The organism is Pedobacter chinensis (genome assembly GCF_003339865.1).
GTDB classification, from domain to species: Bacteria; Bacteroidota; Bacteroidia; order Sphingobacteriales; family Sphingobacteriaceae; genus Pedobacter; species Pedobacter chinensis.
In genome coordinates, this window is the sequence record NZ_QPKV01000002.1 from 83,712 (window position 1) to 100,356 (window position 16,645).

14 protein-coding genes and 1 pseudogene are annotated in these 16,645 nt (G+C 35.8%); 8 read left to right on the forward strand and 7 right to left on the reverse strand.

Annotation, left to right across the window (positions count from 1 at the left end; translation table 11 throughout):
* The first annotated feature begins 87 nt into the window (after positions 1-87).
* From gyrA to DU508_RS01580, 5 genes are all read left to right on the forward strand, one after another.
* The gene (gyrA, locus tag DU508_RS01560) at positions 88-2,676 is read left to right on the forward strand and encodes a DNA gyrase subunit A (protein WP_115401097.1); all 2,589 of its coding nucleotides are present in this window, start codon (positions 88-90) and stop codon (positions 2,674-2,676) included.
* A gap of 25 nt (positions 2,677-2,701) precedes the next feature.
* Entirely contained in the window at positions 2,702-3,790 is a 1,089-nt protein-coding gene (locus DU508_RS01565; protein ID WP_115401098.1) for a tetratricopeptide repeat protein, read from the forward strand.
* A gap of 111 nt (positions 3,791-3,901) precedes the next feature.
* Entirely contained in the window at positions 3,902-5,047 is a 1,146-nt protein-coding gene (locus tag DU508_RS01570) for a tetratricopeptide repeat protein (protein WP_115401099.1), read from the forward strand.
* Positions 5,048-5,104: 57 nt separating this feature from the next.
* On the forward strand, positions 5,105-5,554 hold the full coding sequence (locus DU508_RS01575) for a hypothetical protein (protein WP_115401100.1): 450 nt from the start codon (positions 5,105-5,107) through the stop codon (positions 5,552-5,554).
* A gap of 229 nt (positions 5,555-5,783) precedes the next feature.
* Positions 5,784-6,482, forward strand: a complete 699-nt coding sequence (locus DU508_RS01580; protein ID WP_115401101.1) for an endonuclease V — start codon at positions 5,784-5,786, stop codon at positions 6,480-6,482.
* Here the strand turns inward: DU508_RS01580 and hemF are convergent.
* From hemF to DU508_RS01600, 3 genes are all read right to left on the reverse strand, one after another.
* Complete coding sequence (gene hemF / locus DU508_RS01585; protein ID WP_115401102.1) at positions 6,479-7,372, reverse strand: oxygen-dependent coproporphyrinogen oxidase; 894 nt, start codon at positions 7,370-7,372, stop codon at positions 6,479-6,481. The two genes, DU508_RS01580 and hemF, sit on opposite strands and share 4 nt — an antisense overlap.
* A gap of 99 nt (positions 7,373-7,471) precedes the next feature.
* Complete coding sequence (locus DU508_RS01590) at positions 7,472-8,704, reverse strand: MFS transporter (RefSeq protein ID WP_115401103.1); 1,233 nt, start codon at positions 8,702-8,704, stop codon at positions 7,472-7,474.
* 435 nt (positions 8,705-9,139) lie between these two features.
* Positions 9,140-9,445, reverse strand: a complete 306-nt coding sequence (locus DU508_RS01600) for a phosphoribosylpyrophosphate synthetase (protein WP_115401104.1) — start codon at positions 9,443-9,445, stop codon at positions 9,140-9,142.
* A gap of 80 nt (positions 9,446-9,525) precedes the next feature.
* On the opposite strand from DU508_RS01600, the gene DU508_RS01605 reads away from it, so the two are divergent.
* The 3 genes from DU508_RS01605 to DU508_RS01615 all read left to right on the forward strand — a co-directional run bounded on the left by DU508_RS01605 (position 9,526) and on the right by DU508_RS01615 (position 13,267).
* Positions 9,526-10,011, forward strand: a complete 486-nt coding sequence (locus tag DU508_RS01605; protein ID WP_115401105.1) for a DUF4442 domain-containing protein — start codon at positions 9,526-9,528, stop codon at positions 10,009-10,011.
* Positions 10,012-10,018: 7 nt separating this feature from the next.
* Positions 10,019-10,645: an RNA-binding domain-containing protein gene (locus DU508_RS01610; RefSeq protein WP_115401106.1), complete on the forward strand. Its 627-nt coding sequence runs from the start codon at positions 10,019-10,021 to the stop codon at positions 10,643-10,645.
* 1,251 nt (positions 10,646-11,896) lie between these two features.
* Positions 11,897-13,267, forward strand: coding sequence for an MATE family efflux transporter (locus DU508_RS01615; RefSeq protein WP_115401107.1), 1,371 nt, complete (start codon positions 11,897-11,899; stop codon positions 13,265-13,267).
* A 133-nt stretch (positions 13,268-13,400) separates the two neighbouring features.
* On the opposite strand, the gene DU508_RS01620 is transcribed toward DU508_RS01615, so the two are convergent.
* The 4 genes and pseudogenes from DU508_RS01620 to DU508_RS01635 form a co-directional block, all read right to left on the reverse strand.
* Positions 13,401-14,135 (reverse strand): hypothetical protein, encoded by a 735-nt coding sequence (locus DU508_RS01620; protein WP_115401108.1) that lies wholly within the window; start codon positions 14,133-14,135, stop codon positions 13,401-13,403.
* Positions 14,136-14,173: 38 nt separating this feature from the next.
* The gene (locus DU508_RS01625) at positions 14,174-14,857 is read right to left on the reverse strand and encodes a pseudouridine synthase (protein ID WP_115401109.1); all 684 of its coding nucleotides are present in this window, start codon (positions 14,855-14,857) and stop codon (positions 14,174-14,176) included.
* 23 nt (positions 14,858-14,880) lie between these two features.
* Positions 14,881-15,782: pseudogene (locus DU508_RS24290) on the reverse strand (histone deacetylase family protein).
* On the reverse strand, positions 15,782-16,642 hold the full coding sequence (locus DU508_RS01635) for a bestrophin family protein (RefSeq protein WP_115401110.1): 861 nt from the start codon (positions 16,640-16,642) through the stop codon (positions 15,782-15,784). Before DU508_RS01635 ends, DU508_RS24290 begins: the two are co-directional and overlap by 1 nt.
* Between the last annotated feature and the right edge of the window lie 3 nt (positions 16,643-16,645).

Consider the following 16,645-nt stretch of genomic DNA (forward strand, 5'->3'; position numbering starts at 1 on the left):
CCTTAATTCGGCATATTTTTGCTAAATTCGCAAGGTTATAATAATACCTTTTTTAAATATCGTTTTTGATAACGAGAATAATAATTTATGGCAGAAGATTTAGAAAATCAGCAAAACGACAAAATCATTCAAATTAATATAGAAGAGCAGATGAAATCGGCCTACATTGACTATTCAATGTCGGTAATCGTATCAAGGGCTTTGCCTGATGTACGCGATGGATTGAAACCGGTTCACCGCCGTGTTTTATATGGCATGCTCGATTTAGGTGTAACCAGTAATAAACCGCACAAAAAATCGGCCCGTATTGTAGGGGAGGTTTTGGGTAAGTATCACCCACATGGCGATGCATCAGTATATTTTACTATGGTGCGTATGGCTCAGGATTGGAGTTTACGGTACCCAATGGTAGATGGTCAGGGAAACTTTGGACACATTGATGGTGATTCTCCAGCGGCAATGCGTTATACAGAGGCACGTTTCTCTAAAATTGCAGAAGAAATGCTTGCCGATATCAATAAAGATACGGTAGATTTTCAGTTAAACTTTGATGATACTTTGCAGGAACCCACGGTTTTACCGGCAAAAATCCCTAATCTTTTAGTTAACGGATCATCGGGTATTGCGGTAGGTATGGCAACCAATATGGCTCCTCATAACTTAACAGAGGTTATTGATGGCGTGGTTAACTATATCGACAACAGAGATATTACCATTGAAGAACTGATGAAGTTTGTAAAAGCTCCTGATTTTCCTACGGGCGGTATTATTTACGGTTATACAGGTGTTAAAGAAGCTTTTGAAACTGGCCGCGGACGTATTGTTATGCGTGCTAAAGCTGAAATTGAGAATATTAAAGACCGCGAAGTCATTATTGTAACCGAAATTCCCTACCAGGTAAATAAAGCACAAATGATTGAGCGCACTGCTGAATTGGTTGGCGAGAAAAAACTGGAAGGTATTTCAAACATTAAGGATGAGTCGAATAAAGATGGTATCCGTATTGTTTATGAAATTAAGCGCGATGCAAATGCATCTATCGTTTTAAACAACTTATATAAGTATACTGCCTTACAAACTTCTTTCAGTGTAAATAACATTGCATTGGTAAAAGGTCGTCCGCAAATGTTAAATCTTAAAGATTTGATCGTGCATTTTGTGGATCACAGACATGATGTAGTGGTTCGCCGTACTAAATATGAACTGGCAGAAGCTGAAAAAAGGGCGCATATTTTAGAAGGATATTTAATTGCTTTAGATCATTTAGATGAAGTTATTAAATTAATCCGTGCATCAGAAACTCCTGAAGAAGCTCGTGTAGGCTTAATGGAGAAATTTGGCCTGAGCGATCTTCAGGCTCGTGCAATTCTGGACATGACGCTTCGTCGCTTAACAGGACTAGAACGCGATAAGATTAAAGAAGAGTATGCTGAATTGATGAAAACAATTGAATATTTGAAATCTATCTTAGCAGATGAAGGTTTGCGAATGAAGATTATCAAAGATGAATTAGAAGAAATCAAGCAAAAATTTGGCGATGAACGCAGAACAACAATTGTTCACTCAGCCGAAGATATGAGCATGGAAGATTTCATCGATGATGAAGAAGTTGTGATTACCATTTCTCACGAAGGTTACGTAAAACGTACTCCGGCAACCGAATTCAGAGCGCAGGGTAGAGGTGGTAAAGGATCAAAAGGCAGTACTTCAAGAAATGAAGATTTTATTGAGCACATGCTTGTTGCCACAAATCACAACTACATGTTATTCTTTACCGAGGCCGGAAGGTGTTTCTGGCTGAGGGTTTATGAAATTCCGGAAGGTTCGCGTACAAGTAAAGGAAGAGCGATCCAGAATATCATCAATATTCCAAAAGAAGAAAAGATTAAGGCTTACATTAAAGTAAAAAATCTTAAAGATCAGGAGTATTTAGAGAACAATTTCATTATTATGTGTACTAAAAAAGGTACCATTAAAAAAACTTCTCTTGAGGCATACTCTCGTCCGCGTGTTAATGGTATTAATGCAATCAACATTAACGATGGTGATGTTTTATTGGAAGCTTGTTTAACCAATGGAGAAAGCGAAATTGTAATGGCTTTACGCTCAGGAAGAGCTATTCGTTTCAATGAAAAAACTGTTCGTCCGATGGGTAGAACAGCTACCGGCGTACGTGGTGTTAGGCTTGCAAACGAGCAAGATGAAGTTGTTGGCATGATTGCTGTAAACAATCCTGAAGTTACGGTGTTAGTAGTATCTGAAAAAGGATATGGAAAACGCACTGATATTGAAGATTACCGTGTAACCAATCGTGGAGGTAAAGGTGTTAAAACTATTAACGTAACTGAAAAGACCGGACAATTAGTTTCCATTAAAGACGTTACTGATAGCGAAGATCTGATGATCATTAACCGTTCAGGAATTGTGATCAGAATTCCGGTTTCTGCTTTAAGGGTGATGGGGCGTGCAACACAGGGTGTTCGTTTAATATCATTAAAAGGAGATGATGAGATAGCATCGGTTACAAAGATTGATCACGAAGAGGAGGAAGAAACAGTTGATTTAGAAAGTGTGGTTGTTAAAGATGGGGAAGAAGTAGAGCCAGATACAACAGAAACTGATGAAACTGAAGAAGAAGAAACTGATTCGGATAATGAAACGGAAGAAGAAAATTAACTAAATTAAGATTAGAATAAAAATTATGAAAAGAGTATTTCTAGGTATAATTTTAGCAGGAGCTGTAAGCTCTGCATTTGCTCAGAAAAGTGAAGTTAATGAGGCAAAAAAGTTATGGGGCATTTTTCAATTAACTTCTCAAAATGCTTCAACGCCATTAGACAAGAAGCTAGAGTCAGTTAAGAATGGTTTAGCCCATACAGACAAAGCAATTGCTGATGAGAAGTCTAAAGTAATGCCTGATGCATGGTCATACCGTGCTTTATTCGCATCATCGGCGGCCATTTTAGATACGGTTAATGTTGCTAATGCCGACGCTAATTTGAAAATTGCTCAGGATGCAATAACTGAAGCCAAAAAGTTAGATACCAAAGGAGCAGAAAAGGATAATATTGCCTTGGCAGAAACCAATATAGCCAACGCTGTTAGAAACGCTGGTGTAGTAGCTTACAATAAACAGGATTATAAAACTGCCTATGCAAAATTTGTTCAGGCAACAGTGATTAACCCTACAGATACTGCTATGTATCTAAATGCCGGTATTGCTGCCCGAAATATTGAAGATTATCCTGCAACCGTTCAACAATTTAAAAAAGTAATTTCTTTGAATTCTCCTCAATCACAAGAATTATACAATGAGTTGGTTGATATTACTTTAAGAAAGCAAAAAGATACTACTGCTGCATTAGAATTAATTAAAGAGGCAGTAGCTAAATATCCTGATAATGCCGATTTGATCAAAACTGAAACTCAAATCTATATTGACAGGGGAGATGCTGCAAAATCAGAGCAAATGTTGAATGCATTAGCTACAAAAGAACCAACAAATCCAAATTATCAGGTATTATTGGGTAATATCTACTTTTCGCAAGCATTAAAATTGCAAAATGATAGAAATAAAATTGACTCAAAAAAAGTAAAAGAATTTAATGAGGTAACCACTAAAATGAATGGATTGTTAGATAAATCCTTACCTTATTATAAAAAAGCATTGGAAATTGATCCAAAAAATGCTGGTGCTTTAGAAACATTAAAAACCATTTATGCCTTCAGAAACGATACTAAAAACTATGAAGACATTAAGAAACGTTTAGATGCTTTGCCAAAGCAATAATATTTGTTAGTGCTAAAAAAGAGTCTTGATTTTATCAAGACTCTTTTTTTTTGTTTATTTTTACAGCATTAGCAATACATTTTACCAATTATCATACAAATATTATCATTTATGCAAATCGGTTCCAGGTTATTATTATCCTTCTTGATTTTATGTTCATTTAATGCACTGGCTCAAAAAAGTCAAATATTAATTGCCAGAAATGCAGTAGGCAAACTACAAGCTGCCATTGCGAACAAGGATGATGAAAAGAAACAGCTGGCTATTATTGCTGAGGGATTAAAATCAATTGAATCTGCAGAAAAAGACAATAAGACTAAGAATTGGGCAGAAACCTGGTCAATAAAATCTTATCTCACATCATTTGCATCATTAATTGATACTGATAAAGGAAATGCTGATAAATTTTATGATGCCGCTGTTGCGGCTGTAAAACAGGCCAGAAGTTTAGATAAATATGAAGACAATTCAGGTTTGATCAAAGCTTCTCATCATAATATCCTCATTAAAAAGCAGGATAAAGGAAATGCATCATATTTTAACAATGATTTTCGTGAAGCTTATACAGACCTGAAAGAAGTTAGCGACAGCTTTCCAACTGATAGTACTTTAGCATTAAATACGGCCATTTGCGCGCTAAATATCCAAAATTACGATGAAGCTATTCATTATTTTAACAGAGCCAAAGATAACGGAATTCGCAATGCTGGCATGTTTCAAAAACTGGCTCAATTATATGTTGCGAAATACGATAATGAAGCTGCTATTAAAACATTAGAAGATGGTTTGCTAAAGAATCCTTTTCAGCGTAATTTAACGAATGATTATATTAATCTTTTATTAGATACAGAAAACTATACAAGGGCTGCATCTTTAATAGAAGGCAATTTAAAAGTAGAAAGAGGAAATAAACTGTTGTATTTTTTGTATGGATATCTACAACAAGTAAATGGAAATAACTCTACAGCGATTTTGGCTTATGATAATGCTTTAAGCACAGATCAAAATTATTTTGACGCTTTATATCAACTAGGTTTGGCTTATATAAATAGTGCCAATGAAGTGATCAGAAAAAATGAAGCTGATAAATTAACAAATTATAATAATTTGATTAACAGAGCTCAGTTTGCTTTGCAACGCGCTAATGAAATCAATCCAAACGATAAAAAAACTGTTCAGTTACTAATCGAGATCTACACCCGAAAACAAGCAACAGATAAAGTTCTCGAGCTCAATCGCAGATTACAGGAATTATAGGAAAAGGTAAACAAGCATAATATATATTTATTCGAATAAATTTAACCAAGCATTAAAATGAAAAAATTATTATTTAGTTTTCTGGCCTTGTTTTGTTCGGTTTATGTTATGGCCCAAAATCAGGGCACATATTTGGTAAACTATAATGACAGTGCTTATGCAAAGGCCTATGTCTACAAGAAAAAAACATCTGGTTATCTAATTTATTTAGATGTTAATAGTGGAAAACCTAGCTATAACATGGGAGGCGGCATGTTCAACGTTAATTATGATCGGGTAAACGGCTTTTGTAAAATTGACACTGTTCAAAATTTTTTATATAAGTTCCGTTTTAAAGGCAATACTTTGACTACTAAATTGCAATATGGTGATTTAGGTTGGGGTAATGGCGTTAGTCCTAACTTTACTGCAAAAAGGCTAACCCGTAAAAACCCATTGTATTTTAATTCCGTTGGTACGGGAGAGAAAGTTTATTTTCGTAATGTTTCAAATAACGGGAGTTTCTAAGCAAAACTTTGATTTTTTTAGGAAGGCAAACTGTACCATCAGAATAGTCAAGGTTGATTGGTTAAATACCACGTAAAATAAAGTAATATATTGTTCCACTGTCTTGAGGGGATAAGCACCTATTAACTTAACATAATGTTAATTATAGGACAAATATAATAATATAATTAGTCAGATAAAAGTTATTAAATTTTCTAATCAATTAGCTTTTTCAGTTGTTAAAGAATATATGTATGATCATTTCTCTTTTGAAGATGCAACTGCTTTACAAAATCAACTAGCAAAACAATTAAAATTTCAACATCTCCAGGGAATTTCTACAATAGCTGGCGCAGATATATCCTTTAACAAAAACAGCACAACAATGTATGCTGGAATTGTAATATTGAATTATCCTGAGATGGTTTTAAAAGCATTTGCATTAGAAACCTTTGAAACAAATTTCCCTTACAAGCCAGGATATTTGGGTTTCAAAGAAGTTCCTGCGCTTTTGAAAACCTGGAGTTTAATTTCAGAAAAACCTGATGTTCTCGTATTAGACGGAAATGGAATATTGCATCCCCGTCGAATGGGTGTCGCATCACATTTTGGAATTTTAGCTGATCAACCGACTATTGGTTGTGCTAAAAGTATGCTTTACGGAGAAAATCATGTTCCTGAAAATGTAAAGTTCGCTAAAACTGAAATCAAAAGTTATGGAGAAACATTGGGCTTTGCTATGAGAACCAAAATGAATTGCAGTCCAATTTATGTTTCAGCAGGACATTTAATTACACAAGAACAAAGTCTCGAAATAATTAAAAAATGTGTTGGAAATTACCGGATACCCGAGCCAACCAGAATTGCTCATGAAATGGTAAACAATTTCAGAATCGGAAAATTAAAATCAGGATATCATTTAATTAACCAGCCCTTAACCTTATTTTAAATCCATTTAATTCCTTTTTTGAGTAACTGCAAAGTTTTGTATTCCTCAGAATTAACCTCAGGTTGAAAATTATATGCCCAATTGGCTTGTGGAGGTAAACTCATTAAAATTGATTCAATTCTGCCATTTGTTTCCAATCCAAATTTAGTTCCTGAATCATAAACCAGGTTAAACTCAACATAGCGGCTGCGTCGTTGATATTGCCATTGCTTTTGAATTTCAGTAAATTCTTTATCCCGGTTTCGATCAATTAACTCGGTATAAACAGGCAAAAATGTTTCGCCAATATTTATTGAAAAATCCAGAATTTCCTCCCAACTCAAATTTGTATTTTCTGGTTTCAACCGATCATAAAAGATCCCTCCAATACCCCGTGTTTCTTCGCGATGTTTGATGAAGAAATAGTCATCGGCATGAGTTTTGAATTTTGGATAGAAATCTTTGTTGAAATCATCGCAGGCTTGCTTTAATTTGTGATGAAAAAAACGGGCATCATTTTCAAAAACGTAATGCGGTGTTAAATCGATACCACCACCAAACCACCTTGTATTTTCATTTAATTCGAAATAACGAATATTCATATGAATAATTGGAACCAAAGGATGATTTGGATGAATAACAATAGAAACACCAGTTGCAAAAAAATCATCTTCTGTAACCTGAAATGCTTTTTTCACGGCCTCAGGCAATTTTCCATATACAGCAGAGAAATTAACGCCGCCTTTTTCAATAATAGCACCATGCTGCATAATTCGTGTACGGCCACCTCCCCCACCTTCTCTTTCCCAAATTTCTTCCTCGAATTTCCCTTTGCCATCAGCAATTTCCAATCCCCTGCAAATTTCGTCCTGAATTTGCTGATAACGCGCTGCTACTTCTTCCTTAAACATGGTAAACCTTGTATTTCAATACAAATTTAAGTCTATTAAAATAGCTATGACGATTTATGTTTAGATAGTACATTTTATTGACAATGCGCGGAAAGAAAACTAATCTTCCAAATAATCTAAATCTTTACTGAAACTTTCTTTTAACTGGCTTAAGCCAAACATTGCTATGATGGTTAGAATAGCCATAACTAAATATCCGGCGGTAATTAAACCGTACTTTTCAGCCAAAAATTCAAATAAAAATGTAATTGGGATTAAAGCACCGCGAACAAAATTGGGTGCCGTTGTGGTTACTGTAGCACGAATATTTGTTCCAAATTGTTCTGAAGCAATGGTAACAAATGTTGCCCAGTAACCTACAGAAAAGCCCATAAACAGGCAAATCCATACAAAGGAATCGCTGTTCAGGCCGAAACTGGTTAAATAAACAATCACACTAATAACAGACAATAAATGAAAGATGAACACCGTTTTCTTTCTGGATTTGAGTACTTGAGAAAGTAGTCCTGTTACTACATCGCCAATAGCGATGCCAAAGTAAGTGAACATAATCCCGGTACCTGCTTTTAATGGTTCGGTGGCACCTAATGCTTTTCCAAACTCGGGTGCGAGTGTAACCAATATACCAACCATAAACCATAACGGTATGCCAATTAAAATACAATACAGATATTTCAGGAAACGTTTCTTGTTGTTAAAGAGCATGAAGATATCTCCTTTAGCAACTTCCTTTTGATTGGCTGCGTGTTTGAACATCCCCGATTCAAAAGTGCCGACACGAAGTAAAAGTAAAATCAATCCCATTCCTCCACCTACAAAATATGATGTTTGCCAGGTATATTTAGCGGCAACTGTAGCGGCAACTGCTGCTCCCAATAAGCCAATGGCACCTACGATCATTGTTCCGTAACCGCGTTTTTCTTTATCCATTGTTTCGGCAACAAGTGTAATTCCAGCACCAAGTTCTCCTGCCAATCCGATTCCTGCAATAAACCTGATTATTGCGTAACTGTTTACTGAGGTCACAAATCCATTTGCAATATTGGCCAGGGAATATAAAAGGATTGATCCGAACAGTACTTTTATCCGGCCAAGTTTATCGCCCATAATTCCCCAAAGTATACCACCTAAAAGCAAACCAAACATTTGTGAATTGATGATCAAAAAACCGTCAGATTGCATGTTTTCTGCAGGCACGCCAATTTCAGTTAAACTCTGTACACGTACAACAGAGAATAAAACAAGATCATAAATATCTACAAAATAGCCTAATGCGGCTACAATGACTAAGAAAACAACATTTCGGTTATTGGCTTTTAATTGGGAATCCATTTAAGTATTTGGTTTATTTGCTGAAAATACAAATAAGCACAAATAAATAAAATAGATATTAAAAAATAAAAGCCACTCGAGGTGGCTCTTATCTGCCTACATTGGAGGCGTAGTTCTTGTTGTGTCAGGCGGCGTTGTGGTTGATGTTGTATCCATTGGAGCCGTCGTGGTCGAATCCGTCAATGTACTGTCTGAAGAACCAGCCATGTTTTTAGACGAATTGCATGCTGATGTAGCTATCATTAATGAGCCGGCAAAAGCAAGACTTAAAATTATTTTTTTCATAGTTTTTATTGTTATCTCTAATCTTAACAACCTTATAATCATTTGGTTTTATTTTTTTTGGTTTTCAGCGCAACATATCAAACAGATCGTATTGATTTGCAGGTAATTACCAATAAAAATATAGCGTTGAGCAATAATAACTTCAAATATTTAATGATGAATTTTTAATTTATCCAACAAATCCGGAGAAACATTTTCTGCGTAGACCCCATAAGCATCAACCAAAACTCCTTTTAAATTACCAACATTTGATGAAATGGCGTAAACCACGGCACTATCTGCCGGATCGGTCATGCCTTCGAAGCGATAAACTTCATCTATTTCGAATTCTTCGGGCATTAAGCGTAATTCAATCTCTTTACACTCTAAAGCATCGGGGGTTAAATTAAAATCTAATTGATAACCCCGAGTGTCTAAATCGGCTAGTGCTGCCGTAACGGTATCATATACATGCATAGCTCTAATTTACTAAAATATTACTAAAACATCGTCTATAAAACTTTAAAAGGTGGCAAAACTTTCTGATATTAGTAAATATGATTATTTCTCAAAACACCCTAAAATGGGTAATGCGTCTTTATCCGCCATTGTTTTTCCAGCGCATTTGGGTTCAGAAATTTGAAGATGATTTTAAAAGTTGTACTGTTAAACTGAGCAAAAGTTTCTTAAATAAAAACTATAATGGCTCTATTTTCGGAGGTACGATTTACGCTGCAACAGATCCGTTTTACGCGTTGCTGTTTGATCAATTGATGCAACGACGGGGTTTCAAAGTTCGGGTGTGGTTAAAAAGTGCATCAATACAATATTTAAAACCTGGTCGCTCTAATTTATATTTTACCATTCGTGTTACTGATGAAATGATCAATGAAGCAGAGCAGGCATTAAAAACCATCGGAAAGTTTGTTAAAGCATATCCAATGGAAATTATAGATAAAAACGGAGTGCTTTGTGCTACCGTAATGAATGAAGTATATATCCGAAATCTGCACCAGGGCGAAACGCCAACTGTTGCTTATTAATTGTAATATGGCGAGTATTAAGAGTTTGATTTTGCAGGGTGAGGGCGTTACGCTCGATTTTAAAAAAACCATTACCAATACAGGAAAAATTGCAAAAAGTTTAGTGGCTTTCGCTAATAATAAAGGTGGGAAATTACTGGTTGGTGTTGCAGATGATGGCACAATTAAAGGTGTAAAATCAGAGGAGGAAGAGAAATACATGATTCTTACCTCCGCACATCAGTTTTGCAAACCGGCCATAGAACCATATTTTGAGGAGGTTTATGTTGACGATAAACTTGTATTGGTGGTCAACATTCCTGAAAGCGACACAAAGCCCCATTACGCCTTAGATGATCAAAAAAAATGGTGGGCTTATATTCGGATAGATGACAAAAGTGTTTTGGCAAGTAAAATTATAGTGGAGGTTTTAAAAAATGATTATAAAGATAAAGGAGTACTCATTTCTTACTCTGATAATGAAAAAAAACTTCTGGAATATCTCGATAGCAACGAACGAATCACACTTAAAGAACTTAGTAAACTGCTTAGATGTTCCTATCGTAAAGCTCAAAAAATTCTGGTAAATCTAATTTTGACCAATGTAATCAAAGCATATACATCAGAAAAAGAAGAATATTTTGTGGCCGTGTAGTAGGCCGAGCGAAATGCTTGAAACTTCGTAGCTTCCCGCTTTGCTAAAAGCCAGCATGACGTGGTAATTAGTCATTATGCTTAAAAAACCATACATGAACGTTCGTCATCCTGAACTTGTTTCAGGACCTTAGTAGCATGAACACATAACGGAAAAGATGCTGAAACAAGTTCAGCATGACGTGATGGTTAGGTATTATGCTTAAAAAACCATACATGAACGGTCGTCATCCTGAACTTGTTTCAGGACCTTAATAACATGAACACATAACGGAAAAGATGCTGACCACGAAGTAGCTATGGTGGCTAGGTATCATGCTTAAAAACCACACATGAACGGTCGTCATCCTGAATTTATTTCAGGACCTAAATGGCATGAACGCATCGCATAAAAAGATGCTGATCACGAAGTAGCTACAAGACCTTTAAAGTTAATACTTACACTTGTAAAACAAGTTCACCATGACGTAGTGGGTTGGTAAGGCGCTTAAAAAACCATACACGAACGGTCGTCTTCCTGAACTTGTTTCAGGACCTAAATGGCATGAGCATATCGCATAAAAAGATGCTGATCACGAAGTAGCTACAAGACCTTTAAAGTTAATACTTACACTTGTAAAACAAGTTCACCATGACGTAGTGGGTTGGTAAGGCGCTTAAAAAACCATACACGAACGGTCGTCTTCCTGAACTTGTTTCAGGACCTAAATGGCATGAGCATATCGCATGAAAGATGCTGAAACAAGTTCAGCATGACGTGGTGGCTTGGTAAGGTGCTTAAAAAACCAAACATGAACGGTCGTCATTCTGAACTTGTTTCAGGACCTAAATGGTGTGAACACATAACGGAAAAGATGCTGAAACAAGTTCAACATGACGTGGTGGCTTGGTAAGGTGCTCTTAAAAAAACATATATGAACGGTCGTCATTCTGAACTTGTTTCAGGACCTAAATGGCATGAGCACATCGCATAAAAGGATGCTGAAACAAGTTCAGCATGACGTGATGGTTAGGTATTATGCTTAAAAAACCATACATGAACGGTCGTCATCCTGAATTTATTTCAGAACCTAAATGGTGTGAACACATAACGGAAAAGATGCTGAAACAAGTTCAACATGACGTGGTGGCTAGGTATCAAACTTAAAAAACCAAAAATGAACGGTCGTCATTCCTGAACCAAATGCCATGAATAATTAACTTTTGGCTAATCGTTTCTTTTGAAATTAAAAAAACCGACCTTTGCAAACTTATGTTTTCTAAAATTTACGCCAGATATAAACCCTATTATAAAGAAAATCTTCATCTGGCATTACCTATTGTAGGTTCTCAGGTTGGACATACTTTAGTACATATGGCCGATAGTATCATTGTAGGTCATTTTACTGATACCACTCAACTCGCTGCCGTATCGTTAGTGAATAGTATTTTTATTCTGATCATGGTTATAGGTTTAGGAATTTCCTACGGATTAACCCCATTAATTGCTCAGGAAAATGGTCGCCAGAACTATGAAGAATGTGGAAAGCTTTTATCCAATAGCTTGATCATTAATATTCTGATAGGAATCTTTCTATACTTGCTTGTTCATTTTGGTGTATTATTGATCATAGATCATTTAAATCAAACTCCTGCTGTTGTTTCTTATGCTAAGCCTTATTTAGGTTTACTATCGGTTTCTATTATCCCCCTTCTGATCTTCCAAACCTTTAAGCAGTTTGCAGAAGGATTGGGTTTTACAAAACAGGCTATGTTTATTTCTATTTGGGGCAATGCATTAAATATTACTTTGGGCATCATTTTCGTAAAGGGAATGTTTGGCATAAAATCAATGGGGGTTAGCGGTGTTGGATTAAGTACTCTTATTGACAGGCTTTTGATGGCTACCGTAATGGCTATTTATGTTTTACGTTCAGAGAATTTTAAGAAGTACCTCGTTAATTTTAAGGCAACGTTTATAGATCAGATCAGAGCGATTAAAATTATTAAAATTGGAGCTCCTGTTGCTATGCAGTACGCTTTTGAAATCAGCGCTTTTAGTGGGGCCGCCGTATTGATTGGTACAATCGGTGCTGTAGAACAAGCTGCGCATCAAATTGCGATTAGCTTGGCCGCTATGACTTATATGATTGCCAGTGGAGTGGCCTCTGCCGCAACCATTAAAACGGGCAATAATTTTGGTAAAAATAATTTTGATGATCTGCGCAAATCGGCGATTGCCAGCTATCATGTGATTCTATTATTTATGTCATGTACAGCTTTGATTTTCATGGCTGCAAATAAAGTATTGCCTTTTATCTACACAGAGGATTTAAAAGTTGTGCCTATTGCAGCACAGCTGCTAATTATTGCAGGCTTTTTTCAATTGTTTGATGGCACTCAAGTTGTTGGGCTTGGTGTATTAAGAGGTATTGGGGATGTAAATATTCCAACTTTCATTACATTTTTAGCTTACTGGGTAGTTGGGATTCCAGTTGGTTATGTTTTGGGCTTCCATTTTGGCTTAGGTGTTAACGGAATTTGGTATGGTTTAACACTTGGTTTATTAACCGCCTCTATCCTATTATTTTTGAGGTTTCAGAATAAAACAAAGAATTTAAATCGCAGTAGTGCTATAGTGTAATAGGGTTACGTTTATTGTAGAGCTTAATAGTATTTTTAATCCCTTCTACGCTAAACTCATCCTTAGCCAAAAAAAGTCTAATAATTCCTTATCATTCTTTGCTTTTTGAAAATGACAGTATACGGTTTAGCTGTTATTTACCCCCCACATTTACAACTACACCAATAGTGAAAATTGAGTTTCCTGCAGACATGTAATCTCTATTCTTCAATCCAATATTACTACTCGTGGTGTATTGAAGCTGAATTACCTTGCTAAGTGCCATTCTTGTGAAGAAAATAGGTTCAAAGAAAATGTTATCTTCCTTACGTTGAACAACACCATTTAAAAAGAATCGATCCATTTTTACATGACTGATTCTTAATGCCGTTCCGTAATTTATTGGAAAGTCTTTTCCAAACAACCTCAGGTTATTTTTCTTTTTAGAACTATAATTAACTTGTAAGAATGATTTTCTATAATCAACCTCCTGCAACTCACTACTAATGAGTACATCATCTTTGTAATCTCTGAAAGTAATATCGCTCCAACCCTTTCCAACACCACCATAAATTTCAATGATTCGATTGTTATCAGGACCAAAAGTATCAAAATAACCTCCGCCAATTTCAATTAACTTATGATCAAAATCTTTCGATTTTCGTTCGCTATTCATTGCTGAACCACTAAAAAGAACACCTAGGTGATTAGACACTGCATATGCACCATTGATACTGGCATTACCTTTAAGCGAAATATGTCCGCCACCACTAAACTCGCCTTGCTGACTAAGCATGGGCGTATTGGGAACATTAGGCATATAAACTGAAGAACAACTGCTGGCAAAAAGTGCTAAAACGGGGAAAGCTAAACGTAAGTATTTATTCATAGATGATTTATAAACAGTTTTTCCTGACAAAAATTGTGCTAGAGTTTCATTTTCATGAAATCCATCACTCTTTTAAACTCACTATGCAAATCAGCTTTTAAGTGAATTCTTTCTGAAGTAACTGGATGTGAAAAGCTTAACGCTGAAGCGTGCAAAAGCATGGTGGTCATATTCCATTGTTCTAAAAAGAACTTGTTTTGTTTATTGCATCCGTGCGTTCTATCTCCTATTATTGGATGAAGGATATGACTAAAATGCCTTCTTAACTGGTGCATTCTACCTGTTTTTGGAGTTGCGCTTACCAAAGAGTATCTGGAAGTTGAATGTTTTCCAAATGCGATGTCAACTTCTGCTCTTTGCAATGTTTTAAAAGATGTATATGCATCCTGCATGGTTCCATTTTCTTTTGCCAAAGGATAATCAATATCCATGCTATCAGGACTAAAACCTCTTAATATGGCTAAGTATTCTTTATCAGTTTCTCCATTCATAAATTGCTGATGCATAGCAATTTCAGATGACTTATCAAAAGCAAAAAGTAAGATCCCGCTGGTCTTTCTATCAAGCCTGTGTACTGGGCTAACATGCTTTCCTACCTGATCGCGAAGCATTTGTAAAGCAAATTCAGTAGCATCTCTGGCAATAGATGATTGATGTACCAACAAACCATGAGGCTTGTTAATGGCAATTAAATGTTCATCCTGATAAATAATCTCCAACATGCGGCGAAGATAAGGATATTGTATTAAGTAACTAAATCAAATGCTAATCGGTAAGTATTGCAATGCGCATCTACAATATCTTTAATATCTGCAGAATAGCCTCCACCCATACTGATTTGAACAGGTAAATTTTTATTTTTACAGGCTTGCAAAACTATTCTGTCCCGTTCTTTACAAGCGGCTTTGCTCAGCGATAATTTACCAAGCTGATCGGTGGAAAGCACATCAACTCCTGAAAGATAAAACACGAAATCGGGTTTAGACTTTTCAAATGCCACTTTCAAGTTCATTTCCAGTAAGTTTAAATACTCCTCGTCTTGAACGTGATCTTTCAACGGAACATCGAGGTCTGAAATTTCTTTTCGAAATGGAAAATTTTTGTCGCCATGTATGGAAAAAGTAAATACTCTCGAATCTTTATTAAAAATTTCTGCAGTTCCATTTCCCTGGTGTACATCTAAATCTATAATTAATATACTTTTACTTAATTTACTATTTAATAGATAATTAGCTGCAACAGCCTGATCATTTAATAAACAAAACCTTCTCCCCAATTACTTCCTGAATGATGTGTCCCGCCAGCCACATTAAATGCAATTCCATTATTTAAAGCAAAACATGCTCCATCAATAGTACCTTGTACAATTCTTAATTCACGCTCCACCAATTGAGCATTTAATGGAAAACCAATTCGCCTTTGTTCTTTTGCTGGTAACGTTAAATCTCTCAATTGTTCCCAATATTGTTGTTCATGAGTGAAAAGAATTGTCTCTTCCAAAACAGGTTCAGGGCTAAACAAATTGATATGCTCTATTGTTCCTTCGTGAAGTAGTTGCTCAGGGATCAACTCATATTTCAACATTGGAAATCGATGCCCTTCTGGTAAAGGATGGGCGTACAAAGGATGCCATGCAATTCTAATCATCAACTCAGAATCTCTTCTACATGTTTTTCAATATTATTGCAAATCTGATCTACAGGCAGGTCGTTTGCATCCTCGCCGAATGGGTTCTCTATTTCTTCAGCTATAAGTTCCAAACTCGCTAATACATAGAGAATAAACGGTACGATTAAAACTAAATAATACCCCAGACTAAATACCCATCCGATGGGAATGGTAAGGACATAAATAAAGATAAATTTTTTGATAAATGCACTGTATGAATAAGGAATTGGGGTGTTTTTAATACGCTCACAGCCTCCACAAATATCAGTGAATTGATTTACATCAATAGTTAAAATGATTAATTGTTCCTGTGAAATCAATCCTTTCTCTAGCAACTCATAAAGTCTGGTAATCATGCTGCTGGCAATTTGATTTGGGATATGCTTTCCATCCTCTACTTCAATTAAAAAGCTGTTTTTTCCGAAATATTGTTTCTCGCGAAGGTGCTCCTTTAAAGCAAAGGCATATTTAGGAATGCCGTATTCGAAAAAGCGAACATCATCATCAGGTAATTTCAAAGCCTTAATTTTCATGGCAAAATTTCTGCTCACATTGGTTAATGATCCTAGAAGCTTGCGTCCATCCCACCATCGATCATAGGACGTGTTGGTACGAAAAACCAAAAGCATAGAAATAACAAAGCCCAAAAGGCTGTGCATCATACCAATATTACTAACATAATCGCTTTTGGAAAGTTTAAAAACATTAAGTTCCAGAAATGCAACAAAAGCAGAGAATATCGATATGCTAATCATAAGCGGCCATAGCTTTCTAAAAGTGTCCGCTTTGTGGATATGAAATATAAATGTAAACCAGTCTTTCGGGTTGTAATTAATCATAAG